A 25,171-nucleotide genomic window follows, 5' to 3' on the forward strand; every position below is an offset into this window, starting at 1 on the left:
AGCCGGGCACGTCGGTCGTACGCACCGACTTCTCACAGTGGCGCATCGACGCGCCGCCACCCGAGCGCGTCGCCGCGCCGCCGTCCGTCCGGACGCGCGTCGTCGCGTCGCGCCGCCCGACGCAGAAGGACTTCCCATGACGATTCTCCGTACCCGTTCCGGCCCGGCCCTGGCGGCGGTGACCGCGCTGGCCGCCGTCGTGGCCGCCACCGCGACGGCCCTACTCGCCGGCCCGGCCACGGCGGCGCAGGGCTGCCGGGTCGACTACACACCCAACCAGTGGCCCGGCGGGTTCACCGCGAGCGTCAAGGTCTCACCCGGCGACACCGCCGTCTCCGGGTGGACGGTCACCTGGACGTACGCCGGCGACGAACGCGTCACGAACGGCTGGAACGCCACCGTCAGCCAGTCCGGCGCGACGGTCACCGCCCGCAACATGTCGTACAACGGCAGCATCCCGGCGGGCGGCTCCACCGAGTTCGGCGTGCAGGGCACGTTCAGCGCCGCCGGCGGCGCGCCGGGCGGGTTCACGCTCAACGGCGTCCCGTGCAACGGCGCCGCGCCGTCGCCGACAGTGGTGCCCACCACGGCGGTTCCGACCACCGCCCCGCCGACGACCGCCCCACCCACCACCGCCCCGCCGACCACCGCGCCCCCGACCACCGCTCCGCCCACGACGGCGCCGCCCACCAGCGCACCGCCGACCACCCCGCCGCCGAGCGGATGCGCCGGGGCGGTGCTCTGCGACGGCTTCGAGAACCAGACCGGCTCGACGCCGTCCGGCGACTGGAGCGTGGTGAGCCCGGACTGCTCCGGCGCCGGCACGGCCACCATCGACACGTCCACCACGCACAGCGGCAGCCGCGCGATCCGGATCAACGGCGCCGCCGGCTACTGCAACCACGTCTTCGTGCGGACCACGAAGAACCTCAGCGCCCTGGGCAGCGTCAGGTACGCCCGGATCTGGGTGCGGCACACCACCGCCCAGCCCACCGACCACACCACGATGATCACCATGTCCGACGCCGCCGACGGCAACCGCGACCTGCGGCTGGGCGGCCAGAACGGCGCCCTGCAGTGGAACCGCGCCTCCGACGACGCCACGCTGCCCGAGCAGAGCCCGGCCGGGGTGGCGCAGAGCGTGCCGCTGCCCACCAACCGCTGGGCCTGCCTGGAGTTCATGGTGGACGGCTCGGCCGGTCAGCTCCGCACCTGGCTGGACGGCGTCGCAGTCACCGGGCTGACCGCCGACGGCGTACCGACGCACGACATCGACGGCCAGTGGTACAACCGCACCTGGCGACCGCAGCTCACCGACCTGAAGCTGGGCTGGGAGAGCTACGGCGGCGGGGCCGACACCCTCTGGTACGACGACGTGGCGATGGGCGCCACCCGCATCGGCTGCTGACGGTCCGCCGGGGCGGCCGGGTCAGCGCTCGGCGGTCATGCGCTGGGTGCCGATCACGGAGAGCAGCCGCAGCGCCTCCTCCGAGGGCGAGCCGGGCGTGGCGGTGTAGATGACCACCTGCTGGTCGCGGTCGGTGATGTCGAGGACGTCGCAGTTCACAGTCACCGGCCCGACCAGCGGGTGCCGGAACGTCTTGCACAGCGTCCGCGCGCCGCCGACGTCGTGGGAGGCCCACAGGCGGGCGAACTCCGCGCTGCCGGCGAGCAGGTCCGCTATCAGCGCGGCCATCTCCGGGTCGTCCGGATAGCGGGCCGCGGCGGCGCGCAGCCGCCCGACCGAGTGGCGGGCGAACTCGCTCGCGTCCGACACGCCGTACATCAGGTGCGGGCCGAGGAACGCCCGACGGACCAGGTTGCGGTCCCGCCGGGACACCGCGGAGAAGTCCTCCATGAGCGCCGCCGCGAGGTCGTTCCAGGCGATCACCTCGAACGTCGCCGAGGTCACGAACGCCGCCGCCTGCGGCAGCCGGTGCAGCAGGTCCAGCACGCTCTGCCGTACCTCCCGGGGTGGCCCGGGCGGCGGCGCGGGCGGCTCCCCGGCCAGGTGGTGGAGGTGGTTGCGTTCGGCGTCGGACAGCCGCAGCGCGCGGGCCAGCCCGGCCAGCACCTCCCGCGACGGACGCGGAGCCCGGCCCTGCTCCAGCCGGGTGTAGTACTCGGTCGAGATGAACGCCAGCCGCGCCGCCTCCTCGCGGCGCAGCCCCGGGGTGCGGCGACGCCGCCCGGCGGGCAGGCCCACGTCGGCCGGGGCGATCCGCTCCCGCCTGCTGCGCAGGAACACTGCCAGCTCACGTCGGTCCACGACCCCAGTGTGCCCGTGCGCGGCGGCTGGTAGCCAGGTACCGCCGGTGCCTGGATGGGCTCCGCGCCCGGCCGCAGGCTTGCCGCATGGACACCACACGAACCACTGAGGGCCTGCTCGCAGACAAGGTCGCGTTCATCACCGGCGCCGGGCGGGGCATCGGCGCCGCGGCGGCCCGGCTGTTCGCCGCCGAGGGCGCACGGGTGCTGCTCGCCGCCCGGACCGAGGAACAGTTGAAGGCGGTCACCGAACAGGTCCGGGCCGCCGGCGGCACCGCCGAGTACGTCGTCTGCGACCTGGCCGACGCGGCGAGCGTGCGCGCCGCCGTGGACCGCGTCGTCGAGGTGTACGGCCGCCTCGACGTCGCCTTCAACAACGGCGCGACGATCGTGCCGCCCGGACCGATGGACCGGGTGCGCGAAGAGGACTTCGACCACCTCTACACCGTCAACCTCAAGGGACCGTGGCTCGCCATGGTCGCCGAGGTCGCCGCGATCCGGGCCACCGCCGGCACCGGCGCGATCGTGAACAACTCCAGCGTCGGCAGCCTGATGGGCAACCCCGCGCTGCCCGCGTACGGCGCGATGAAGCGCGCGGTGAACAGCCTCACCGAATCCGCGGCGATCACCTACGGCCCGGAGGGCATCCGGGTCAACGCGATCGCCCCGGGCAGCACGCTCACCGAGATGATGCGCGCCTGGGACGCGGAGTCACCCGGGATCATCGAGCGGCTCGCCGCCGCCAGCCCGTTGCGCCGGGCCGCCGAACCCGACGAGATCGCCCAGGCCGCCGCGTGGCTGCTCAGCGACCGCGCCTCCTTCGTCACCGGTACGGTGCTGCGGGTCGACGGCGGCGCGCGGGCCTGACCGGCTCAGACGGTGGCGTCCTGGACCGGCCGGGGCGCGACCGTGCCGTCCGTGACCGGCTTGAAGCCCTTGACGACCAGGTAGACGCCGAGCGAGAACTCCCACACCGCGATGGGCAGCGCGGCGACCGCCGCCACCGGGGACAGCCGGTCCCAGGCGCCGAACAGCGTGCCCAGATCGGAGGCGACGAGCAGCGGCGCCCCGGCGAGCCCGAGCACCGGCAGGATGCGCGGCACCAGGCGGGACTGGTAGAGCAGGGAGCCCAGCAGCAGGGCGTTCACGGCCGGGAGGAGCGCCTGGCTGAGCAGGAACACCGAGTCGTAGAAGGCGACGAGTGTTCGGCCGGTGACCAGCGCGTCCGGTTCGGCGCCGGCCCGCCGCAGGGCGACCAGGGTCAGGATGCTCGCGACGCCGATGAAGATGCCGGCGGCCTCCAGCACGCGGGCGGCGACGAAGCCCAGCGCACGCGCCTCACCCTGCCGCTTGAGCACCGGGTGCAGCGCGATCGCGGTGCCGATGCAGGCGAGGGCGACGATCACCTCCAGGACGCCGCCGACGACGACAGGGGTGTCCGGCGTGCCGCCGAGGATGTAGTCCGCCTCGCGTATCGGGGCGTACAGCGTGAGGGTCGGGATCGAGACGAAGGTGAGCAGGTAGAACCCGCCCGCGACCAGCGACGTCTTGCGCAGTGAGTCCATCGGGGCTGCCCTCCGCCGCTCGGCCGGTGGTCGTTACCTCACTCTGCGGCGGATGGGCGCGGCGGCGAATCGGCCGCTCGGTCAGACTCCTCGCGCGATGCGCACGGGCCACCGGTAACGGATACCGGTGGCCCGTGGGCGTACGACAGCGCGGCGACGCTAACGGTTCATCATGAGCGCCACCACTACGGCGACGAGCACCAGCGCGGCGAACACCGCCGCCGCGATCTTCGCGGCGCTGTACGGCCGCTCACCGATCACCTCGCCGGTGCGCGCGTTCACCAGCACCTGGTACGAGCGGCCGGCGTGCAGGTACGCGGCGATCCACACCGGCAGCAGGATCAGCTTGTACGACACGTCGGAGTACGTGGTGTCCACTGCGGACACCCGTTGCTCGTCACCGCCGATGTCCGACCGGCAGTCCCCCTCGATGACCGGCGCCATCCGCGCCTTCGCCTCGGTCAGGCCCGCCTCGGGCTCGGTGTCGTACCGCAGCGCCTGGTATCCGGCCAGGTAGTCGCCGTGGTACGCGGCCGCCTCGGTCAGCGGCCACGGCGCCAGCTTGTCCAGCTGCTCGGTGGGCAGGTGGGTGGTGGCGGGCACCAGCACGTCGTCGAAGTCCCGGCTGACGGTGCCGGCGGCCGGATGCCACCGGGTGTGCCGCACCTGCCGGGTCCGCGTCTCCTGCTTGCCGTCGACGGTCACCGTGTACGTCTCGGTGACGTAGTAGTACTCGCCCCGCTGACCCCGGTAGTCCGACACGGTCCGCGCGTCGAACGTCCAGTGCGGCAGGTACGTGCCCTTCAGCGTCTCCGCCTCGCTGACCTTCTTCAGGCTCCCCGGCGCGAACCAGCGGCTGCGGCACCACTGGCCCAGCGCCGTCCGTACGCCGTTGCGGTCCACCGAGAACGGCAGCACCGCCTCCGGCGCGATCAGCTCGCCCGCCGCGGCGTCGGCCACCAGCGGCGTGGCGCAGAACTGGCAGCGCTGCGCCAGCACGTCGCTCTCCGTCCGGGCCCCGCAGCCCGGGCAGACGAACGTGTGCGCCCCGACGCTCGCCACCGGCTTGCGGGGCAACGACGCGAGATCCGCGTACGCGTGCTCGCGCACCTCGCGGCCCGCGCCGGCGATCTCCTGCCGGTGCCCGCAGTAAGGGCAACTGAGCGTCGTCGTGCCCGGCGCGAACTCCACCCGGGCCCCGCAACCCCCGCACCGGTACGAGGGCGGGGAGACAGTCGTGTCGCTCATCCCGGCACCTGCCCGGTGCGGGGACGACTCACCCGCTGACGTGCGTTCATTGCGGCGGCAGCGGCGGCGGGACGCTGGCCAGCACCGACGCCAGCTCCGGCACCTGTCCGGCGGGCTGCCACTGCGCCATCCCGGCACGCCAGACCAGCGTGTCCGGGCCGAGCGCGCCGGCGCCCGCCTGCTCGGCCAGCCCGCCGAGGTCGTACGGGCCCTGCCGCTGGCCACCGACGCCGACGTACCACTGGGCCTGGCCCGGCAGCGGCGGCGGCTCGGCGGCGCCCGGCTGCGCGGCCGACGGCTGCGCGGGGGCCGGCGCCGGCTGCGTGGCCCCGCCGCCGCCCATCGTCCGGGCCATCTGCTGGCCCATCGCCATGCCCAGGCCCAGGCCGATGCCCGCGCCCGCCTCGCCGCCCGGGTTGTTCGCCGCGGCCTCCATCGCGTTCGCGGCCTGGAAGCGGGTGTAGCGGTCCAGGTCGCCGACCGCGCCCATGCTGGTCCGCTTGTCCAGCGCCTGCTCGACCTCCGGCGGCACCGACACGTTCTCGATGACGAACTTGGGGATCGCGATACCGACCTCGGCCAGTTCCTCGGTCAGCACGGCGGCCAGCCGCCGGCCGATCGCGTCCTGGTGCGCGGCGAGGTCCAGCAGCGGCACGCCGGCCGTGGCGAGCGCGCCGCCGAGCCGGCCCACGATCAGCTGCCGCAGGTACTCCTGCACCTCCTCGGTGCGGAACTGCGGGTCGGTGCCGACCAGCTCACGCAGCAGCTGCGCCGGGTCGACCACCCGCGCCGCGAAGGCGCCGAACGCCCGCACCCGGACCACGCCGAACTCGGCGTCGCGCAGGATCACCGGGTTCTGGGTGCCCCACTTCATGTCCGTGAACTGCCGGGTGTTGACGAAGTACACCTCGGCCTTGAACGGCGAGTTGAAGCCGTACTTCCAGCCCTTCAGGGTGGACAGGATCGGCAGGTTGCGGGTCTCCAGCGTGTACGTTCCCGGCGGGAAGACGTCGGCGATCTTCCCCTCGTTGACGAACACCGCCGTCTGGGACTCCCGGACGACCAGCTTGGCGCCCATCTTGATCTCGTTCTGATACCGGGGGAACCGCCAGACGATCGTGTCCCGGCTGTCGTCCAGCCACTCGACGATGTCGATGAGCTCGCCCCGGAGCTTGTCCATCAGCCCCATCGCAACCCTTTCCTCGGCGCCGTTCTCCGGCGTCGCGGGCGACGATAGCAACCCCCCGCCACCTGCGAAAAGAGAACAATGGTGCGCTGATCGGCGCTCACCGATCGCCGTCGTTCAGCCGGTGTCGCCGCTCATCGATTCCCCGCCCCCGTGACGCCGGGAGGCATCTCGGGACGGATCCTCCCAAGCCGGCGCCGCACGTGGACCCCGGTCGGTGGACCACGCGGCGCGCTGGTTCGGCAGCCGGGGCGGGCCGCCGGTCTCCGGGACCGGACGTTCGGTCTCCTGCACCAGATAGTGCGGCCGGCGTTTGGTCTCGTAGTAGATCCGGCCGATGTACTCGCCGATCACGCCCAGGATCATCATCTGAATCCCGCCGAGGCCGATCACGCTGACGATGATGGTGGTGTAACCGGGCACGTCGATGCCCTTCTCCACGGCGTCGGCGACCACCCACGCCATGTAGCCCACCGCGATGAGCGTGAGGAAGAGCCCGCCGTAGATCGCCAGGCGCAGCGGCCGGTTGTTGAACGACAGCAGACCGTCGAACGCGTAGTTGAACAGCTTGCCGAACGTCCACCGGCTCCGCCCCGCCTGCCTGCTCTCGTTGCGGTGCGCCACCACCACGGTGCGGAAGCCGATCCACGAGAACAGGCCCTTGGAGAAGCGGTTGTACTCGGGCATCGCCAGGATCGCGTTCACCGCGAGCCGGGACAGCAGGCGGAAGTCACCCGCGCCGTCCAGCAGGCGGACGTCTATCCACCAGTTGACCAGGCGGTAGAACGAGCGTGAGGCGACCATCCGGATGAACCGGTCGCCGCGCCGGTCGCGGCGGGCGATCACCTGGTCGAAGCCCTGGCGGTAGAGCGCGACCATCTCGGGCAGCAGGCGCGGCGGATGCTGCAGGTCGGCGTCCATGATGACGACCGCGTCGCCGGTGGCCCGGTGCAGCCCGGCGAGCATGGCCGCCTCCTTGCCGAAGTTGCGGCTCAGCGACGTGTAGCAGACCGTCGGGTCGGCGGCGGCGAGCCGGCGCAGCGCCGCGAGCGTGCCGTCCTCGCTGCCGTCGTCGACGTACACCACCTCGACGTCCACGTCGGGCAGCTCGGCGAGCGCGGTGCTGAGCATCTCGTGCAGCCGCTCCACCGACTCTTCCTCGTTGAAGCAGGGCACCACCACCGACAGCCGCATCGGCGTCGTCCCGCCCGGCCCGGCGCCCGGGCGCGGGCCTCCGGCGCCGGCGGCGTCAGAGCCGGTAGACGAGCGTGCCATCGAGGTCCTCCCGGGTGATGCCCAATCCGTCAACGGGCCGGTTCTCGATGCCCTCCCACGGCGTGCCCGCCGCGCGGCTCGGCACCGCGACGACCGACCGGACGCCGATGCCGCGCAGGTACGCCACGCTGCCCGCGTCGGGGAACGTCGCCACGGCGACCCGGGTCTGCGCCTGGGTGACCGGCTCGAAACCGCCGAGCCCGTTGGTGATCCGGGGGAACCCGTCGGTGGACCAGAGCATGTAGTTCAGGTCGCCGATCCCGCCGGCGGGCAGCACCAGCATCGGCTCCGGCGCGGTACGCATCGCGGCCGGCGGCGTCGGCACGACCGGGTGCGGCGTGCGGTTGACGCCCTCCAGCGTCACCAGCGCGAGCGGCACCAGCAGGACCAGCGGCGCCACGGCCCGGGACCAGCGGTGGGCCGAGGGCCGGTGCCAGGACTCGGCGAGCGCGGTGACCAGCCCGGCGGCCAGCACCGCCAGCAGCAGGCTGGTCCAGTGCATCATCCGGCCCGGCGTGCGCAGCGCGTCCCAGCCGGGCAGGAGCGTGGACAGCGTCAGATAGCCGGGGTCGCCGTCCCCGCCGAGGGTGGCGCCCAGGCCGAGCAGCACGGTGCCGAGCACGCCGAGCCCCAGCGCGACCCGGTGCCGCACCGGGAACGACGAGACGAACAGCCCCGCCGCGGCCAGCCCGATCAGCGTCATCCCGGGCAGCAGCGCCATCTCCGGCGGCCAGGTCAGCTGCTCCCGGGCGGCGGCGTGCCGTTCCCCCCACAGCCACGAGTCGCCGGGCGCGGTGATGAACCCGATCAGCGGAGGGGAGAACATCTTGGTCCAGTCCAGCGAGCGGACGGCCTGCGGGTTGAGGTCGACGACGCGCAGGTAGACCAGGCCGAGCAGCAGCGTCACGGCGCCGAACACGGCGCCGCCGGCCAGGTCCGCGATCAGCAGCCGGCGGCCGAACGGCGGACGCTCCCGCTTGCGCCACCAGGACCAGCCGTAGCAGCCGGCCGCCACCAGCACGGCGGCCAGCAGGAAGTAGACGAGCGGCAGCCCGATGCCGAAGCCGAGCGTGACCTGCCAGGCGGCGACGAGCCACCCGGCCACCGCCCAGCCGGGACGGCGGCGCTCCGGCCGGTAGCCGTGGCGCAGCGACCAGCCGTGACCCCGGGCCAGCATCGCCAGGGCCAGCGCGATCCCGCCGCTGGACAGGATGTTCAGGTGGCCGGAGTGCGCCAGCCGCCAGGGCGCGTACGCCCACGCGATCCCGGCGACCGCGCCGCCCCAGCGGTTCGCGCCGAGCTGCCGGGCCAGCGCGTACGCCCCGAGGAACGCCAGCGCGTGCAGCAGCACGTAGAGCACGTTGTAGCGGATCACGGCGGCCTCGAAGCCGGAGCCGACCATCCCGAACGGCGCGTAGCCGAGCAGCGTGTCGCTGTAGGCGTAGGTGTAGCGCTCCGGGAAGAACGTGTTCGAGTGCCAGAGGTTGGCCGGGTCGTTGAGCAGGGCGTGCCCCGACCAGGCGACCTGCCACGCCTGCAACGTGGGGTCGCCCAGGTCGCCGGGGATGGTGGTCGCCGGGTGCCGCATCGTCGGCCAGGTCAGCACCACCGCCAGCAGCAGGCTGCCCAGGATCGCCAGCGTCCACTCCGGGTTCGGCCGCCATCGGCGTCTGCCGTCCACAGGCCGTTCGTCGGAGGGGCGGTCGTCCGAGGGCCGGTCGGCGGGAGGCTGCTCGGGACCGGTGTCCTCAGCGGTCGGCGGGGCGACGGCGGGCCGGATCTTCATGGGATAGATGCTTCACGATGCTGCTGGTCCTGTCGATCCACTGTCCGAAATGTGGTTGAAACTTCCGGCCGCATTACCGGAAAACCGCCTACGCGAACCGGTCGGCGAGCGCCGACAGCCGGTCGACGTACGCCGGCCAGTCGTAGCCCTCGGGGACGTTCCGGTTCTCCTGCCCCAGCCCGATCGCGGCGTCGTGCTGCTCGCGCAGGATGTCGGCGTGCCCCGCGTGCCGGGCCAGGTCGACGCAGACGTGCACGAGGACCTGGTGCAGCGTCACGTCCTGCCGGCCGGGCAGCCACCACGGCACCCGCCCCGGCGCGTCCAGCGGCAGCGTGTCGATCGTCTCGTCCGCGAACGCCGCGACGCGGCGGTACAGGTCGATCAGCCCGTCCTTGGTCTCGTCCTCGCGGGCGTACCAGTCGGCCTGCGGGTCGGCGTCGAACGTCTCGGTGGCGACCAGCTCCGCCGGTGTGGGGAACTCGCGGCCGAACGTCGGCCCGAAGTAGCCGGCCTCGACGTTCAGGCAGTGCTTGAGCACCCCCAGCAGGTTGTTGCCGGTCGCGGTGCGGGGAAGCCGGGCCTCGCGTTCGCTCAGCCCGTCGAGCTTCCAGATCAGATTCTCCCGGATCGCGCGCAGGTAGTGGTGCAGCGTTGCCTTCGGGTCGTACGGCTCACTCATGCCCGACACTCTTCCGCATGGGTCGGACATCGTGGGGGCGCCGTCAGCCGGTCTGGCTGTTGTCCTTGTGCGCGCCCCACCCGTGCCAGCGCTCGATCTCGATCCACGCGCTGACCCGCTTGCGGTCCCGCCGGGGGTACGGCCGCCCGGTGTAGTGCTGCGAGATCCGGTCGATGTCCGCCAGGCCCTCGTCGTCGCGCAGCTCGACCACCCGCCCGATCAGGCTGACGTGGGTGTACCAGTTCCCCTCGTCCAGCACGGTCAGGGAAACCCGGGGATCGCTGCGCAGGTGTGCCAGCCGGCGGCGGCCCTCGTCCATGTTCACCAGGACGCGGCCGTCCTCCCAGAGGTACCAGGTGGCCGCGGACACCGGCTGGCCGTCGCGAAGCGTGGCGATGACGGCGGGATTCGGCTTGCCCAGCATGGCGACGGCGGGCTCGGGCAGCGGCGGCTTCGACATGGCTCTCACTCTACGTACCCGCCGGGCCCGCCGCTGGTCATGCGGCGGGCGCCGCCCGGACGGGCTCCCCGGCGGCGTCCGCCGGGGAGCCCGTCGCACGCCGGTCAGGCGCGCGCGCTCCACTGCTGGTTGGTGCCGCCGTGGCAGTCCCAGAGGTTGATCCTCGTCCCGTTGGCGGTGCCGTAGCCCGCCGCGTCCAGGCAGCGCCCGGACTGGACGCCGCTGATCGTGCCGTTGGCGTTGAGGTTCCACTGCTGGTTGGGCTGGCCGTTGCAGTCCCAGATGATCACGCTGGTGCCGTTCGCGGTGCCCCGTCCGCTGGCGTCGAGGCACTTGTTGCCGAGCACCTGCAACTGCTTGTCCGAGGTGTAGGTCCAGCGCTGCATGGTGCCGCCCCAGCAGTCGTACAGCTGCACCGCGGTGCCGTTCGTGGTGCTGCCGTTCGGCACGTCCAGGCACCGGCCGGAGCCGGCGCCGACGAGCTGCACGTTCTGGTACGTGCCGCCGCCGCTGCCCGGGGTGCCGATGCTGCCGGACACCGACTGCAACGCCCGGTACCAGACCGCCGCCATCTTGTCGTAGCCGGTGGCGGTCGGGTGGATGCCGTCGATCAGGTCGGCGGTGGTCAGCGCCGAGTACTGGTCGACCAGGTGGACGCGCTTGCCGGCGTTCACCTTCGACTGCACGATGCCGGGCAGCGCGGCGTTGAACGTGCGTACCGCCGCCGCCTGGCCGGAGTTGGCGAGCGGGATGATCTGCGCGACGAACACGTCCGCGTTCGGCGCGGTGTTGGTGATGCGGTCGATGAGCGAGGAGAGCCGGTTCGGCGCGGTGGAGACGTTGTAGTTCTGCAGGATGTCGTTGGTGCCGATGTGCAGCAGCACGGTGCGCGGCTGGTAGGCGTTCAGCCAGCCGGTGATGTTGGCGTCGATCTGGTCGATGCGCCAGCCGGGGTGGCCCTCGTGGTCGTGGTCGCCGAGGTTGCCCGGCCCGTTGAACTGGGAGCCGACCAGGTCGACCCGGTAGCCGCCGCCGGCCAGCCGCTGCCACAGGCCGATCCGGTAGCCGCCCGGCACCTGGGTGCCCTCGGTGATGGAGTCACCGAGCGGCATCACGCGGGTGCCGCCGTTGGACTCGGCGGCCGCCGGTCCGGTCGCCGTCAGCACACCGGCGGCCAGCACGGCGAGCGCGGCGCCCGCGGTGAGCCATCTCCGCACAGTGGTACGCATGTGTGCTCCTTTCACGGGGTGGTGCAGGTCAGGGACGGGGTGGTCGGCGAGCCGTTGGCGATGAAGCCGAACGTGGTGGAGCCGGACGCGGGCACGGAGCCGTTGTACGCGGCGTTGCTGACTGTCGCGGTGGAGCCGCTGGTGCTCAGCGTGCCGCTCCAGACCTGGCTGATGCTCTGGCCACCGGCCAGGTTCCACCGCACCGACCACCCGTTGAGCGCCGCGGCGTCGGCCGTGACTGTCACCTCGGCCTGGAAGCCGCCCGACCAGGAGTTCGTGGTGCGGTAGGTGGCGGTGCAGGCGCCACCGCCCGGCGGCGGCGTGGTGGGCGGCGCAGTGGTCGGCGGGGGATCGATCGGCGGCGGCGTGGTGGTCGGCGGGTCGGTGGGCGGCGGCGTGCTCCCGGCGGGGGTGAACCGCCAGTGGTCGATGTTGAACAGCGAGCCGCTGCCGCCGGTGAACCGCAGGTAGAGGTCGTGGGTGCCGGTGGCGCCGCTGACCGCGCAGGTCGTGTCGGCCCAGGTCTGCCAGCCGCCGGTGCCGGACACCCGGCAGGTGCCCACCACCGGGCCGCTGGTGCCGTCCAGCCGCAGCTCGATGGTGCCGCCGCTGCCCGCGGAGGCCACCCGGGCGGTGTACGAGGTCGCGCCGGACCCGAAGGCGACGCCCTTGATCTTGAGGTAGTCGCCGTTGTCGATGAAGCCGACGTTCATCCCGCCGCCGCTGGCCGGCTCGGTCTCCACGCCGGACGCCCAGGCGCTCGTCTCGGCCTCCTGCCGGATGTACGGGTTGAGCGTGCCGATCTGCGGCGCGCCGGTGGTGGTCATGTTGATCGTCGGGATCGAGCCGTCAGCGCCGTAGGAGAACTTCTCCACCGCCACCGACCTGGTGAAACCGCCGCCGCCGGGCAGCGCGCCGTTGTGGTAGAAGAAGTACGAGCCGCCCTTGTAGTCGGTGATGCCGGGGTGGTTGGTGAAGCTGCTGCCCTGGGTGGGCATGACGGTGCCGCGGTACGTCCACGGCCCCAGCGGCCCGGGCGCGGTGGAGTAGGCGATGAACTCCGAGCAGCACTTGGCCGCGAAGACCATGTAGTAGAGGCCGTTGCGCTTGTACACCCACGGACCCTCCTCGTAGAGGGTCGGCCGGTTCGCGTCACCGGTCCGTGCGCCGAAACCCGCCGCGGTCAGCGGGATCTGGGTCGGGCTGCCCGAGTACGAGATCATGTCCGCGTTCAGCTTGACGTACCACAGGCGGGGGTTGCCCCAGTACAGGTACGCCTGGCCGTCGTCGTCGATGAACACGGTCGGGTCGATCTCACCGTTGCTCACCAGCGGGCGCCCGATGGCGTCCCGGAACGGCCCGGTGGGGCTGTCCGCCACCGCCACCCCGATGCCCATCTGGCCGGTGGCCCGCACGACCATCGGCACGTACCAGTAGAACTTTCCGTTGCGGTGGACCGCCTGGCCGGCCCACGCGTCCTGCTTGGCCCAGCTGAACGTGGCGAGGCTGAGCGGCGATCCGTGGTCGGTCCAGTTCACCATGTCGTCGGACGAGTAGACCCGCCACTCCTTCATGGTGAACCAGGTCGAGTTGTCCTCGTCGTGGCCGGTGTACAGGTAGACCCGGTTGTTGTACACGAGCGGGGCCGGGTCGGCCGTGTAGATGGTCTGCACGATCGGGTTGTCCGCCCGGGCGGCGGTCGGGCTCAGCCCGCCGGCGATGGCCGGGGCCAGCCCGAGCAGGGCGAGCATGGTCACCGCCAGAGCGAGCCATCGTCTGGTCCGGCGGTCGGTTCTCCATAGCGTTGACGTCACAGGTCATCTCCCGGGGTAGGCCGCGCCGCGGCGGATGGTGTGGTCGGCGAGGGTCGGGCCGTCACGCCCGGCTCCACTTCTGGCTGTTCGCGCCGGTGCAGGCGGACAGGATGATCGAGGTGCCGTTGCCGGTCCCGCCGCCGTTCGGGCTCAGGCACAGTCCGGACTGGACGCCGGTGATCGTGCCGTCGGTGTTGACGTTCCACTGCTGGTTGGCGCCGCCGTTGCAGTCCCAGATGATCACCCGGGTGCCGGACGAGGTGCCCTGCCCCTCGGCGTCCAGGCACTTGCTCCCGTACACCTGGAGTTGCCGGCTCGACGTCGCCGTCCACTGCTGGTTGGTCCCGCCGTTGCACTCCCACAACGTCACCTGGGTGCCGTTGGTCTGGGACTGGTTCGGCACGTCGAGGCAGCGGCTGGAGTTGGGGTTGAGCCACGCGCCGCTCGTACCGCCGGGGTTGCCACCCGGGCCGGCGACCACCGACAGGTTGTCGAACTGCGCGGTCTCGCCCTGGCTGGTGCCGAAGCCGACCTGGCCGGAGCCGAAGGTGGAGTCGGTGGCCGTGCCGACCGTGGCGCCGTCGATGGTGGCGGTGATGGTGGTGCCGGCGAAGCCCAGCGCGAGGCTGTGCCAGCGGTTGGTGCCGAGCGCCGCCACGTTCCCGCTGCGCAGCGTGGTGAGCTGCCCGGCGGTGTTGTTGCGCAGGATGGACCACGCGCCGGCGTCGGTGACCCGCAGGAAGTAGGCGTTGTAGCGGCCGATCGGGTCCAGGTTGGTGCTGCCGACGCGGCCCTGGATCTGGGCGTAGCCGGACTGTTCGAGCAGGACGTCGGCGGAGACCGTGTAGTTGCCCCAGCTCAGGTTCCCGCCGTAGGTCGCCGGGTCGGCGAGGGTCTTCCAGGTGATGGGCGCCTGCGCGGACATCTGGCGCAGGCACATGCCGGACCGGCCGCCGCCGCAGCCGACGATCTCGAACGCGCCCTGCATGTCCTGGAGGTACTTCGGGAACCGCCCGCTGGCGTAGCTGTCGAAGTCGTCGCGGTACGGCAGGCCCAGCGAGCCCTGCGCCGGGCTGGTGGCGGTGCCCTTGCCCTGCCCGGTCGTGGTGGTGACGGTGTAGAGGTGGCCGGGCTGGGCGGTGAACGTGAACGACCCGCCCGACGGGGTGACGTCCGCGGTGCGGACGAAGAAGTCGTTCGGGTTTGTCGAGTTCAGGTTCGTGGCCCAGATGTGCGCCTGGCCGGTGGACAGCCCGCCGGTGACGGTCATGGTGACCTGCTGGGCCGCGGTGGCGTCCATGGTCTCGATGACGGTGCTGTAGTCGCCGGTGGTGGGCGAGCGCAGCGACACGTAGCTGCCGTTGTTGCGGTTGCCGCCCAGGTAGCCCGAGGCCGAGTCCAGGTAGCGCCAGCCGGGCGCGGTGAACTGGGTGGTGTGGGCCAGCGCCCAGGTGTTCTTGCCGACCGAGTACCAGCCGGACCAGGGCTGGTTGGCCAGGATCAGCCCGACCGTGGACCAGGGCAGGTTCGGCGTGATGGCGGCGATCAGGTCCCAGTTGAGGTAGGCGACCATCCGGCCGTCGATGTAGCCGCGGTTGATGCCGCGGGCCAGCGGCTTGGCGCCGTCGTTGTAGTCCTGCGAGCCGCCCTCGCTGTTCCACAGCGTCTTGCCGGTGGAGGTGGCTGTCGAGGACACGGTGCAGGTGGTCTGCGCGCTGAGGTAGCCGCACGGGTAGTGGCCGCTGAGCACGTCGATGCTGTTGCGCAGCGTGGCGTTGCCGGCGACGGCGTTGGCCGGGCCCCAGCTACCGGGGTAGTCGTCCCCGTAGATGATCTTCACGCCGCTGTAGCCGTTGGCGTTCAGCGCCTGGCGCAGGCTGATGGTCCAGTTCGCGTCCGTCCGCTTCTCGTTCTGGGCGGCGGTGATGTAGTCCATGGTCAGGTTGTGCTGCCGCGCGCAGCCCAGCCAGTCCACGAAGTAGTTGATCATGTCCTGGGACATGAAGTTGCCGTTGCCGATCCACCCGGGAGCGCCCCACGGCAGGGCCGCCAGCTTGATGGCGGGGTTGCGGGCCTTTGCCTGCTCCATGATCCACCACTGGTAGCCGCGGTTGCAGTTGAGATCGCCCCGGACGTGCTCGTGACTCGGCTCGGACCCGCTGGTGGAGTTGGTGTCGCCGCCCATCTCGACCTTGAGGATCTGCAGCGCGGCGCCGTATCCGGGCTTGAACAGGTAGTCCAGGATCTGCCCGCGCTGCGGCTCCGGATAGTCGATCAGCAGCCGGCTGTTGCCGCCGCCGCCGCTGACCGCGCCGACCCCGTCGAACGTCTGGCCGCCGGAGGCGCCGTTGACGGTGATCGAGGTGGCGGCCTGTGCGGGGCCGGCGGTGAGGATCAGGCCGCCGGCGGCGGCCAGGACGGTGACGGCGAACGCCGCCAGCAGTCGGCGTATCGATCTCGGCTCGGACATGACGAGTCCTTTCGGGAGATGCGGAGTGTGGTCGCCGAGTGGCTCGCCGGTCAGCGGTAGCCGGCGGCGACGATGTCGGCCTGGACGGCGTTCTCGGTCGCGTCGGACGGATAGCCCGCGACCATGGCGCCCTCGTAGAAGGTGCCGGCGCTGAGGTTCGCGCCGCCGCCGGGCTTGCAGCAGTCGCCGCCGCTGCCCAGGATGATCGCGCCCTGCTTACGCATCGGGCTGTAACCGGCCGGCAACGACCCGTCGTAGAGCGTGTAGAGGCCGCCGGACTGGGCGTTGCTGCCCTTGATGGCGAACCGCGAGGTGCCGTTGTTCTTCAGGGTGGCGGTGACGAACCGGTTGGTGAACGCCCGCTGGTTCGGGTTCCAGGACTGGCTGCCGCCCGGGTAGAGACCCCACTCCAGGTCGGCCTGCACCCAGGGGCCGCTGCCGGAGCAGCCGCCGAACCAGCAACTGGTGCTGAAGTTGATCGCGTCCATCGCCCCCGCCGCGTCGGCGCTGCGGGTGGTCTCGCTGTTGCCGTAGTCGAAGCAGCAGCCGCTGTTGACGTGGGTGCCGCTGGTCACCATGTACATGCCCTCGGGGGCGGAGCCGGTGGGGACGCCGGTCAGGTGGCCGTCCCGCCAGTAGCTGTTCCCAGGGTTGATGTAGAGGGAATACGCCCGGGCGCCGCCGACCGTCAGCGACTCGCTCGTCGCGTTCGCGGGCCGGCTGGAGGTGGAGCCGGGGACCTGCGCGGAGCCCTGGTACCACAGGTCGTTACCGCGTCCCGACTGGTCGAACACGGCGGTGATCACGCAGCTCGTACCGGAGCAGAACGCGTCCTGCGCAGCGGCGTCGGCGTAGCCGCCCGCGCTCACCAGTCCGATGTTGCGGGTGGCGTTGTCCGAGGAGCGGCGGACCTGGTAGAGGTTGCCGCCGTACGCCGAGAAGAGCGCCCGGGTGGTGCTGTGCGCCGCGACGCACGGGGTGCCGCCCGCGGCGTAGATGTCGCACGGCCGGCCGCCGGGCGGCGGCGTCGAGGTGGGCGGCGGTGACGACGGTGTGGTCGAGACGTTCCACCGCTGGTTTGTCTGTCCGTTGCAGGTCCACAGGATGATCCTGGTGCCGTTGGCGGTGCCCGCGTTCGTCGCGTCCAGGCACAGCCCGGACTGCTGACCGGTGACGGTGCCGGCCGAGGTGATGTTCCACTGCTGGTTGGCCTGGCCGTTGCAGTCCCAGATGATCACCGTCGTGCCCGGGCTGGTGCCCTGGCCGTTGGCGTCCAGGCATTTGTTGCCGTACACCGTGAGCTGCTTCGCCGACGTGTACGTCCAGCTCTGCGGCGTGCCGCCGGTGCAGTCGTACAGCTGGACCTGGGTGCCGTTCGTGGTGCTGCCGTTGGGGACGTCGACGCAGCGGCCGGACTGCACGCCCACGATGGAGCCGGGCCCGGGGGCGGCCACGGCGCTTCGGGTCTGCGCGGCCACGGCGGCGCCGGCGACGGCCAGGACGAGCACCAGGGCGGAGATGGTCATACGCGGTGGTCCGGATCGGACGGACCGGGGACGGGGGATCGCCATGACGGCTCCTCGGATACGCGCGAGCACCCGACCGTCCGGCACGGTGCCTCGCGAGTTGTGGATGGCCGTCGGTGTAAGCGCTAACAGTGGTGTGGCGGCGGCCCCGACATGTCGGTGGTGGTGGCCTGTGGGGTCGTAAATGTTAGCGCGAACATCGACCAGAGTTAATTAGAGCACATCCCGGCGTCCGGCGGGACCTCAGTTGTCCCGGCGGTGCCGGGCCGAGGGCGGCGGCGTGCCACCCACGGCCCGGCTCCCCGTGCGGGGGTTCGGCGATACGGAGATCAGGGACTGGTGCAGCTGACTCCGCTGGGCACGGTGGCCCCGTTTCCGGTGGCGGTGAACCCGAACGTGGTCGAGCCGTTCGCGCCGACCGTGCCGTTGTAGTCGGCGTTGCGGACCGACACCGAGCCGGAGGTGCCCGTGTTGACGCCGTTCCAGAGGCTGCTGATCGCCTGGCCGGAGGCCAGGGTCAGGCGTACGGTCCAGCCGTTGAGCGTGGTGGCGCCGTTGTTGGCCACCGTGACCTCGGCCTGGAAGCCGCCCGGCCAGGTGTTCACGGTCCGGTAGGTCGCGGTGCAGGCGCCCGGCTCACCAGGCGGCGGGGTCGTGACCGGCGGAGTCGTGGGCGGTGCGGTGGTCACCGGCGGCGTGGTCGGCGGCACGGAGGTCGGCGGCGCCGTGGTCGGCGGCGTGGTGGACGCGAACTGGCTGAAGAACCGCCAGATCTCCCCCGAGGTCCAGGTCCGGGAGTCGTTCGGGCTGGACGACCCGTCGACCGGGCTGGGGGTGTGGTCGCCGTCGAACGCGGCCCACTGCACCGGGTAGCCCTCGCGGCAACCGGAGTACGTGGTGGTGATGTGGGTGAGGCTGCCCCGGCTCGGCTCGCGCGGGCTCTGCGCGGTGCAGCCGTTGTTCCGGACGAACGTGTCGCGCAGCGAGCGGCCCATGGAGATGTTCAGCACGCTGTCGTAGATGCCGTGGATGCCGAAGTAGGCGACCGGCTGGGTGCCGCCGTTGCAGCCGCTCAGGTTCGCGCCGGAGATGACGGTGACCGCGCGGACGACGTTGGGCCGGGCGCAGGCCACCGCGTAGCTCATCGCCCCGCCGTAGCTCCAGCCGAGCGCGAACCGCTGGGACGTGTCGACGCAGAGGTCGTTCTCGATCTGCCGGGAGATGTCGTCGAACAGCGTCAGGTCCCGGCCGTTGGTGTTGGCCCAGCCGTTGTCGATGCCCTGCGGCGCGACGAAGATCGTGCTGTTGTTCGACAGCGGCAGCAGGCCGTAGTAGCCGGCCGAGGCGACGTTGTTGGCCGAGCCGTTCAGCCAGTGGAACCCGAAGATCAGCCGGTACGGGTGGTTGCGGTCGTACCCGTCCGGGATGCGCAGGATGTAGCTGCGGTTCTGCCCGCCGCTGGAGATGGTGCGCGTTCCGCTGGACAGCGTCGGCGCCTTGCCGCAGCCGGCGGTCGCCGCGAGCGTGCCGTTTGTCGACGCCTGCGCCGTCTCGCCGAGGTCGGCGCTGAGCGCGCCGCCGGCCGCCGCCGCGAGGAGCACGGCCGCGGCGGCGACGGAGGAGAGAAGGGATGTTCGTTTCGCCATTGCTGGACTCCTTGCCCTGGGTGGTGGTGCAGGCCGGGCCGTCCGTCGATGCCGACGTCGCCTGCGAAGAGGGCGCGGAGCCGTGCGTGCGGCTGGGCCGAAGTCGTCCGGTGGCCGCCTGCGTCGGCGTGCATCGGCGGAGCGGCCCGGACTGGTCACCGATCGGCCGGACGGCGAGGGGACCCTCGTGCGCCGTGCCGATTGCGGGGGTGACGGGGAGCGTGCCCTTCGCTCCCGTGCCGGAACATAGCAGGTTATCGATAACATGTTCAACCGGTCGGTTCCGGAGAAGGAGCGGGCCGGCCGCCGGGTGAACGCTCACAGCAGCGCCCGGCGGGGGCGCTGCCGCCTGCTCAGGCGTGGTCGGCCAGGGCCGGCAGGTCGCAGCCGGCGAGGGCGTCCGGCTGGGGAACGCGGGCGAGGTCCGCCTCGGCGAGCCCGAGCCGCCGGTACGCGGTGTGCAGCGCCGCGACCACGGCGCCCAGCGCGCCGGAGAGGTCACCGAGTTCCGCGCCGTGCACTGCCGCCTCGGCGGCCGGCACGATCTCGTGCAGCCGGCCGCGTAGCCGGACCAGGTCGGGTGTGAGCGCGTGGGAGACGCCGCCGCCGAGGACGATCACCTCCGGTTCGTAGGCGACCACCGCCGCGGTGAGGACCACCAGCAGCGCCTGCTCGACGTACTGCTTGACCGGCGCCAGTCGCGGGTCGGCCGAGCGGAACACGTCGGCCGCGTTGTCGAACGACAGGCCGAGTTCGCGGGCGCGGGCGAGGATGCCGGACCCGCTGATGATCCGTTCGAGCGGCGCGCCGAGCGGGCCGGCCGGCAGGTGGCCGAACTCGCCCACCAGGCCGCTGCGGCCCCGGAACAGCCGGCGGTCGATGGCGACGCCGGCGCCGAGTCCGGCCCCGATGGTGAGCATCACCGCTGTCTGCGCGTCCCGGGCGGCGCCGAAGCGCAGCTCCCCGAGCAGCGCGTAGTTGGAGTCGTTGTCGACCTCGACCGCGGCGCCCAGGTGCTTCTCCAGCAGCCGCAGGAACAGCGGGTCCTCCACCTGGGGCAGGTTCGGGGCGTTGGAGACGGCGCGGTCTCCCTGCCGGACGGCGCCGGGCAGGCCCACCGCTACGCAGTCGAGCCGCTCCCGGTCGGCGCCGACGGTCCGCATGATCAGGTCGGCCAGCCACTGGGCCAGCCGGGGCGCGTCGTAGTCGGCGGGTGTGGGCACGGTCCGGCCGGTCAGCGGCCGGGCGGCGAGATCGGCGACCACCAGCCGGACGTTGGAGCCGCCGACGTCGACGCCGCAGACCACGCCGCGTCCGGCGGCGATCGCGACCTGGGTCGCCCGGCGGCCCCGGTTGGTGGTGGGTGCGCCGTCGGTCTCGGTCAGCAGCCCCTCGTCGAGCAGCTGTTCCACGATCCGCGACACGGTGGCGGGGGAGAGGTCGGTCTCGTGGCCGATGGCCGTGCGGCTCACCGGGCCGTGGGTCAGCACGTGGGCCAGCACTGTGGACCGGTTCGCCGCCCGTGGTGCTCGAGATTCCACGCCCACCTCCGCCGATTTTCTTTCCGCCCGAATGTTAAAGCCACGCCGCTGGATGAGCAACCACCCGGACCATGTGGCCTTCCGGCCCGCACCCGGGCGACGGATCCCACTGAATTCCGAGGTGAGGCCGGTGGTGACGGTTGAACCGAGTGGGTCGAATCTCTGACCAGCGCTCTTGACGGACTGTGATGACCGCGATAATACTTTCACCCTGAACGGAAATAGAGGTCGCCGGCCCCAGGGAGGCGGCGCGTGCCCCCGTACGCGCCGTGCCGGTCGCATCGGACCCCCGTGTCAGTCCGGAATCCCGGTTCCGGACCCCGTTGCTGTGAAGGGAAGAGCAATGATTCTCAGCCGTAGACGTGGCGCCGCCCTCGGCGCGCTCTGCGCCCTGGCGCTCATGGTCGGCGCCTGCTCGAACGAGACCTCCGGGAGCGGCGGCGCGTCGAGCGGCCCGCGTACCGAACCCAGCCTGTCGTTCGTCGGCCCCGGCGGCGAGACGCCGACCGCCGCCGACCAGCTCTCGCTGACCGACGAGGAGCGGCAGAAGGTCAAGGACGGCAACTACTCCGCCGCCTTCGTCTGGCACGAGGGCTCCGCGCTGACCAAGGCCGTCGAGTCCGGCGTCCGCAAGGAGTTCGACCAGCTCGGCATCAAGGTGCTCGCCAGCACCAGCGCCGAGTTCGACGCCGCCCGGCAGGCCAACAACGTGCAGACCGTGCTGGCGCTCAAGCCCGACCTGATCGTCACCATCGCCGTCGACCCGACCGCTGCGGCCGCCGCCTTCAAGCCCGCCGTGGACGCCGGCGTCAAGCTCGTCGTGATGACCACCCCGCCGAAGGACTACAAGTCCGGGCAGCAGATCGTCGGCATCGTCACCGCCGACCTGACCGCGTTCGGCAAGGCCAACGCGGAGATGCTCGGCAAGGCGCTCGGCGGCAAGGGCAAGGTCGGCTACGTCTACCACGACGCCGACTTCTGGTTCACCAACCAGCGGGACAAGGCGTTCAAGGACTGGCTGGGCTACCTCTACCCGGACATCGAGATCGTCGAGGAGGCCGGGTTCTCCGACCCGGCGCGTACCGAGGACATCGCCACCGCGATGCTGACCCGCCACGCCGACCTCAAGGGCGTCTACGTCGCCTGGGCCACCGCCGCCGAGGGCGTGCTCGCCGCGACCCGGCAGCAGGGCCGCACCGACGTCAAGATCGTCACGAACGACCTGGAGGCGAACCTCGCCGCCGACATGGTCAAGGGCGGCAACGTCGCCGGCATCGTCGCCAACGGCTCGACCCGGCTCGGCCAGAACCTGGGCGTCGTCGCCGCGTACGGCCTGCTCGGCAAGAAGGCCCCGGAGCTGGTCGTCGGATCGCCGATGGCCGCGACCAAGGACAACATCGCCGACGCCTGGCGCGACGACTACGGCCAGGAGCCCCCGGCCGAGGTGCTCGGCAACTGACGCCGGGCGCGGTCCGGCCCACCGCCGGGTCCGCGAGCACCGCGAGACGAGAGGAAGAAGCACATGGGGTACGTCCAGACAGTCCTCGGACCGGTGCCTCCCGAGTCGCTCGGCCGGGTGCTGAGTCACGAGCACCTCGGCGCGCTGGTGCCCGGGCCGTGGCTGTCCGGCGGCGTCGCCGACGACCGCGCGGACCTCGCCGCCGGGGCGGTACGCGACCTGCCCGAGCTGGGCTTCGGCACGATCGTGGACCTGTCCCCGTACGAGGTGGTCGGTCACGACGTGACGCTGCTGCGCGAGGTGGCGTCGCGTACCGGCCTGCACGTGGTCGCCGGATCGGCGATCTACCTGGAGCCGTACTCGCCCGGCTGGGCGCTGCGCGCGAGCGTCGACGAGATGCGGGAACGCTTCGTCGCCGACGCCACCGTCGGCGTCGGGGACACCGGGATCAAGGTCGGCATCTTCGGCGAGCAGGCCACCGGGCTGAACGAGATCACCGCGCACGAGGAGAAGTGCCTGCGTGCCGCCGCCCGCGCCGCCGTCGCCACCGGCCTGGCGCTGAACACGCACACCACGCACGGCACCATGGCGCTGGAGCAGGTCGAGATCCTGCGCGAGGAGAAGATGGACCCCTCCCGCGTCGTCATCGGCCACCTGGACATCAACCCCGACCCGGACTACCTGCGGGCGGTGCTGGCCACCGGCGTCAACATCGCCTTCGACACGCTCGGCAAGCAGTTCTGGGACTTCGTGCTCGCCCCGCTGCCGGAGAATCCGCCGGAGGGCGAGTTCGGCAAGCGGGCGTACCACCGGCCCGACCGTGCCCGGCTCGACATGCTCGCCGGGCTGGTCCGCGACGGCTACGCCGACCGGATCCTGCTCTCGATGGACCTGACCGGCGCGGAGGCGTACCTGAACCCGCGTACGCACGGCCGGCTCGGCTACTCCTACCTCGGCCGGGAGATCGTGCCGGGTCTCACCCGCCTCGGTGTGCCGCCGGAGGCGATCGACCAGATGCTGGCGGCCAACCCGGCCCGACTCCTGACGGTCGGCTGATGGCCGCGCATCCGCGTCCGTCCGGCTACGTCGCCGGCGTCGACCTCGGCGGCACCAAGCTGCGGGCCGCGCTGGCCGACCTCGACGGTCTCGTCGTGAGCGAGCAGGTGCAGCCGACCGACCCCCGGGGCGGCACGGCGGTGGCCGCGCAGATCGACACGCTGCTGCGCGAACTGGCCGCCCGGGCCGGCGTCGACTGGTCCGACGTGCGGGCCAGCGCGATCGGCCTGCCCGGCGTGCCCGACCCGGCGACCGGCGCGATCGAGCTGTCGCCGAACGTCTCCGACCTCGAGGCGCTCGACGTGCGGGCCGAGCTGACCCGCCGCCTGGGGCACCCGGTCGTGCTGGACAACGACGTCAACATGGCCGCCGCCGGGGAGCGGTGGCTGGGCAGCGGGCGTACCCACCGGCACTTCGTGTTCGTGGCGGTCGGCACCGGAGTCGGCATGGGCATCGTGCTGAACGGTGAGCTGGTCCGGGGCGCGCGCGGCGCGGCGGGGGAGATCTCCTACCTGCCGCTGGGAACCGACCCGTTCGACCCGGACAACCAGGTGAAGGGCGCGCTGGAGGAGGCAGTCGCCGGCGCCGCCCTCGCCGCCCGGTACCGGGCGGTGTCCGGCGAGCAGGCGAGCGTGCCCGACGTCTTCGACCGGGCCGCCGCCGGCGATCCGGTCGCGCTGGCGGCCATCGACGAGGAGGCCCGGCTGATCGCCCTGGCGGTCGTCGCGGTCACCGCCGTCCTGGACCCGGAGGCGGTGATCCTGGGCGGCGGCATCGGCTCCCGGACCGAGCTCGTCGAGCCGGTCCGGCGCTGGGTCGCCGCGCTGAGCACGGGCGTTCCGTTGATCAAGACCAGCCTGCTCGGCGACCGGGCCGGCCTGCTCGGCGCCGTCGCGGTCGCCCGCCGGGAGGCCGGCGTCCACGACGGCACGACCACCTCTTTCCAGACAGCGGAGGGACGATAGATGACCCACACCGATGCGGCGGTGAAGACCAGCGCCGCCCCGGCCTGGCGCCGGATCAACTGGCGCGACTACGTGGTCTACATCGGCTTCGCGGTCGTGTTCCTGTTCTTCGCCGTCACCCAGGGCAGCAACGGCTTCCTGACCACGAGCAACCTCACAAACATCGTCATCCAGACCGCGCCCATCACGATCATGGCGGTCGGGCTGGTCTTCGTGCTGGCCGCCGGCGAGATCGACCTGTCGATCGGCTCGGTCGTCGCGCTCTCCGCGCTGGTCGGCGCGGTGACGCTGCGGGAGACCGACAACATGCTGCTCGGGGTGGCCGCCGGTCTCGCCGCCGGCGCGGCGGTCGGCCTGGTCAACGGCGTCTTCGTCACCCTGGTCCGGCTGCCCTCCTTCCTGGTCACGCTCGCCACCATGGGCGCGGTGGCGGGCCTGGCCCGCGAGGTCACCGGCCTGCAGTCGGTGCCGGTCAGCAACGACGCGTTCCTCTCCTTCTTCGGCCAGGGCGAGATCCTCGGCATCCCCGGGCTGGTGCTCTGGTCGGTGGCGGCGGCGGTGGTCGGGTACCTGGTGCTGCGCCAGACCCGGTACGGCGCGCACACGCTCGCCATCGGCGACAACGTGGCAGCGGCCCGGGTCAGCGGCATCAAGGTGATCCGCGTCAAGATCATGGTGCTGATGGGCAGCGCGATGTGCGCCGCCCTGGCCGGCCTGCTGTACGCCGGACGCCTCCAGGGCGCCCGGTACACCCTCGGCGAGGCCGACCTGATGTCCGTGATCGCCGCCGTGATCGTGGGCGGCACCAGCCTCTTCGGCGGCAAGGGCTCGATCGTCGGCGCGGTGCTGGGCAGCCTGCTGATGGGCATGCTCAACAACGGCCTGATCCTGGCCGGCCTGTCCGTGTCCCAGCAGATGATGGCGCGCGGCGCGATCATCCTGGTGGCCGTCTCCCTCTCGCTGCGCGAGCGGCGAAGCTGACCCGGAAGGAAGCAACC

At 72.0% G+C, this 25,171-nt stretch carries 20 protein-coding genes; 6 read left to right on the forward strand and 14 right to left on the reverse strand.

Annotation, left to right across the window (positions count from 1 at the left end; genetic code table 11):
• Positions 1-136: 136 nt before the first annotated feature.
• On the forward strand, positions 137-1,408 hold the full coding sequence (locus PVK74_RS00465) for a cellulose-binding domain-containing protein (RefSeq protein WP_274477896.1): 1,272 nt from the start codon (positions 137-139) through the stop codon (positions 1,406-1,408).
• Between the two features lie 21 nt (positions 1,409-1,429).
• Here the strand turns inward: PVK74_RS00465 and PVK74_RS00470 are convergent, their stop codons facing one another.
• The gene (locus PVK74_RS00470) at positions 1,430-2,269 is read right to left on the reverse strand and encodes a helix-turn-helix transcriptional regulator (RefSeq protein WP_274477897.1); all 840 of its coding nucleotides are present in this window, start codon (positions 2,267-2,269) and stop codon (positions 1,430-1,432) included.
• Between the two features lie 86 nt (positions 2,270-2,355).
• Between PVK74_RS00470 and PVK74_RS00475 the strand changes: the two genes are divergently transcribed.
• Positions 2,356-3,135 (forward strand): SDR family NAD(P)-dependent oxidoreductase, encoded by a 780-nt coding sequence (locus tag PVK74_RS00475; protein ID WP_104115323.1) that lies wholly within the window; start codon positions 2,356-2,358, stop codon positions 3,133-3,135.
• Positions 3,136-3,140: 5 nt separating this feature from the next.
• On the opposite strand, the gene PVK74_RS00480 is transcribed toward PVK74_RS00475, so the two are convergent.
• The 13 genes from PVK74_RS00480 to PVK74_RS00540 all read right to left on the reverse strand — a co-directional run bounded on the left by PVK74_RS00480 (position 3,141) and on the right by PVK74_RS00540 (position 20,693).
• Positions 3,141-3,833 carry a DUF4386 domain-containing protein gene (locus PVK74_RS00480; RefSeq protein ID WP_069090016.1) on the reverse strand — a complete coding sequence of 231 codons (693 nt, stop codon included), beginning with the start codon at positions 3,831-3,833 and terminating at the stop codon, positions 3,141-3,143.
• 159 nt (positions 3,834-3,992) lie between these two features.
• Complete coding sequence (locus PVK74_RS00485) at positions 3,993-5,081, reverse strand: TFIIB-type zinc ribbon-containing protein (protein WP_274477898.1); 1,089 nt, start codon at positions 5,079-5,081, stop codon at positions 3,993-3,995.
• Between the two features lie 46 nt (positions 5,082-5,127).
• Complete coding sequence (locus PVK74_RS00490; protein ID WP_030499593.1) at positions 5,128-6,270, reverse strand: SPFH domain-containing protein; 1,143 nt, start codon at positions 6,268-6,270, stop codon at positions 5,128-5,130.
• A gap of 114 nt (positions 6,271-6,384) precedes the next feature.
• Positions 6,385-7,461 (reverse strand): glycosyltransferase family 2 protein, encoded by a 1,077-nt coding sequence (locus PVK74_RS00495; protein ID WP_223201151.1) that lies wholly within the window; start codon positions 7,459-7,461, stop codon positions 6,385-6,387.
• A gap of 55 nt (positions 7,462-7,516) precedes the next feature.
• Complete coding sequence (locus PVK74_RS00500; RefSeq protein WP_187692477.1) at positions 7,517-9,328, reverse strand: hypothetical protein; 1,812 nt, start codon at positions 9,326-9,328, stop codon at positions 7,517-7,519.
• A gap of 88 nt (positions 9,329-9,416) precedes the next feature.
• A complete protein-coding gene (locus PVK74_RS00505) occupies positions 9,417-10,007 on the reverse strand; it encodes a DinB family protein (RefSeq protein ID WP_166457553.1) in 591 nt (196 codons plus the stop codon).
• A gap of 43 nt (positions 10,008-10,050) precedes the next feature.
• Positions 10,051-10,467, reverse strand: a complete 417-nt coding sequence (locus tag PVK74_RS00510; protein WP_030499597.1) for a PPOX class F420-dependent oxidoreductase — start codon at positions 10,465-10,467, stop codon at positions 10,051-10,053.
• A 104-nt stretch (positions 10,468-10,571) separates the two neighbouring features.
• A complete protein-coding gene (locus PVK74_RS00515) occupies positions 10,572-11,696 on the reverse strand; it encodes an RICIN domain-containing protein (RefSeq protein WP_043325219.1) in 1,125 nt (374 codons plus the stop codon).
• A gap of 11 nt (positions 11,697-11,707) precedes the next feature.
• The gene (locus PVK74_RS00520; RefSeq protein WP_113973425.1) at positions 11,708-13,447 is read right to left on the reverse strand and encodes a family 43 glycosylhydrolase; all 1,740 of its coding nucleotides are present in this window, start codon (positions 13,445-13,447) and stop codon (positions 11,708-11,710) included.
• A gap of 124 nt (positions 13,448-13,571) precedes the next feature.
• Entirely contained in the window at positions 13,572-15,980 is a 2,409-nt protein-coding gene (locus tag PVK74_RS00525) for a ricin-type beta-trefoil lectin domain protein (RefSeq protein ID WP_274477899.1), read from the reverse strand.
• Between the two features lie 50 nt (positions 15,981-16,030).
• Entirely contained in the window at positions 16,031-17,506 is a 1,476-nt protein-coding gene (locus tag PVK74_RS00530; protein ID WP_274477900.1) for an arabinofuranosidase catalytic domain-containing protein, read from the reverse strand.
• Between the two features lie 329 nt (positions 17,507-17,835).
• The gene (locus tag PVK74_RS00535) at positions 17,836-19,152 is read right to left on the reverse strand and encodes a CE1 family esterase (protein WP_274477901.1); all 1,317 of its coding nucleotides are present in this window, start codon (positions 19,150-19,152) and stop codon (positions 17,836-17,838) included.
• A 353-nt stretch (positions 19,153-19,505) separates the two neighbouring features.
• Positions 19,506-20,693, reverse strand: a complete 1,188-nt coding sequence (locus PVK74_RS00540) for an ROK family transcriptional regulator (protein WP_274477902.1) — start codon at positions 20,691-20,693, stop codon at positions 19,506-19,508.
• Between the two features lie 343 nt (positions 20,694-21,036).
• Here PVK74_RS00540 and PVK74_RS00545 point away from each other — a divergent pair, with 343 nt between their 5' ends.
• From PVK74_RS00545 to PVK74_RS00560, 4 genes are all read left to right on the forward strand, one after another.
• Positions 21,037-22,152 (forward strand): substrate-binding domain-containing protein, encoded by a 1,116-nt coding sequence (locus PVK74_RS00545; RefSeq protein ID WP_043325211.1) that lies wholly within the window; start codon positions 21,037-21,039, stop codon positions 22,150-22,152.
• Between the two features lie 63 nt (positions 22,153-22,215).
• On the forward strand, positions 22,216-23,208 hold the full coding sequence (locus PVK74_RS00550) for a phosphotriesterase family protein (protein ID WP_274477903.1): 993 nt from the start codon (positions 22,216-22,218) through the stop codon (positions 23,206-23,208).
• A complete protein-coding gene (locus PVK74_RS00555) occupies positions 23,208-24,173 on the forward strand; it encodes an ROK family protein (RefSeq protein ID WP_274477904.1) in 966 nt (321 codons plus the stop codon). The genes PVK74_RS00550 and PVK74_RS00555 overlap by 1 nt, the downstream gene beginning before the upstream one ends.
• Positions 24,174-25,154 (forward strand): ABC transporter permease, encoded by a 981-nt coding sequence (locus PVK74_RS00560; protein WP_064447400.1) that lies wholly within the window; start codon positions 24,174-24,176, stop codon positions 25,152-25,154.
• Positions 25,155-25,171: the final 17 nt, after the last annotated feature.

It is taken from the genome of Micromonospora chalcea (assembly GCF_028768405.1).
Classification (GTDB): Bacteria; Actinomycetota; Actinomycetes; order Mycobacteriales; family Micromonosporaceae; genus Micromonospora; species Micromonospora chalcea.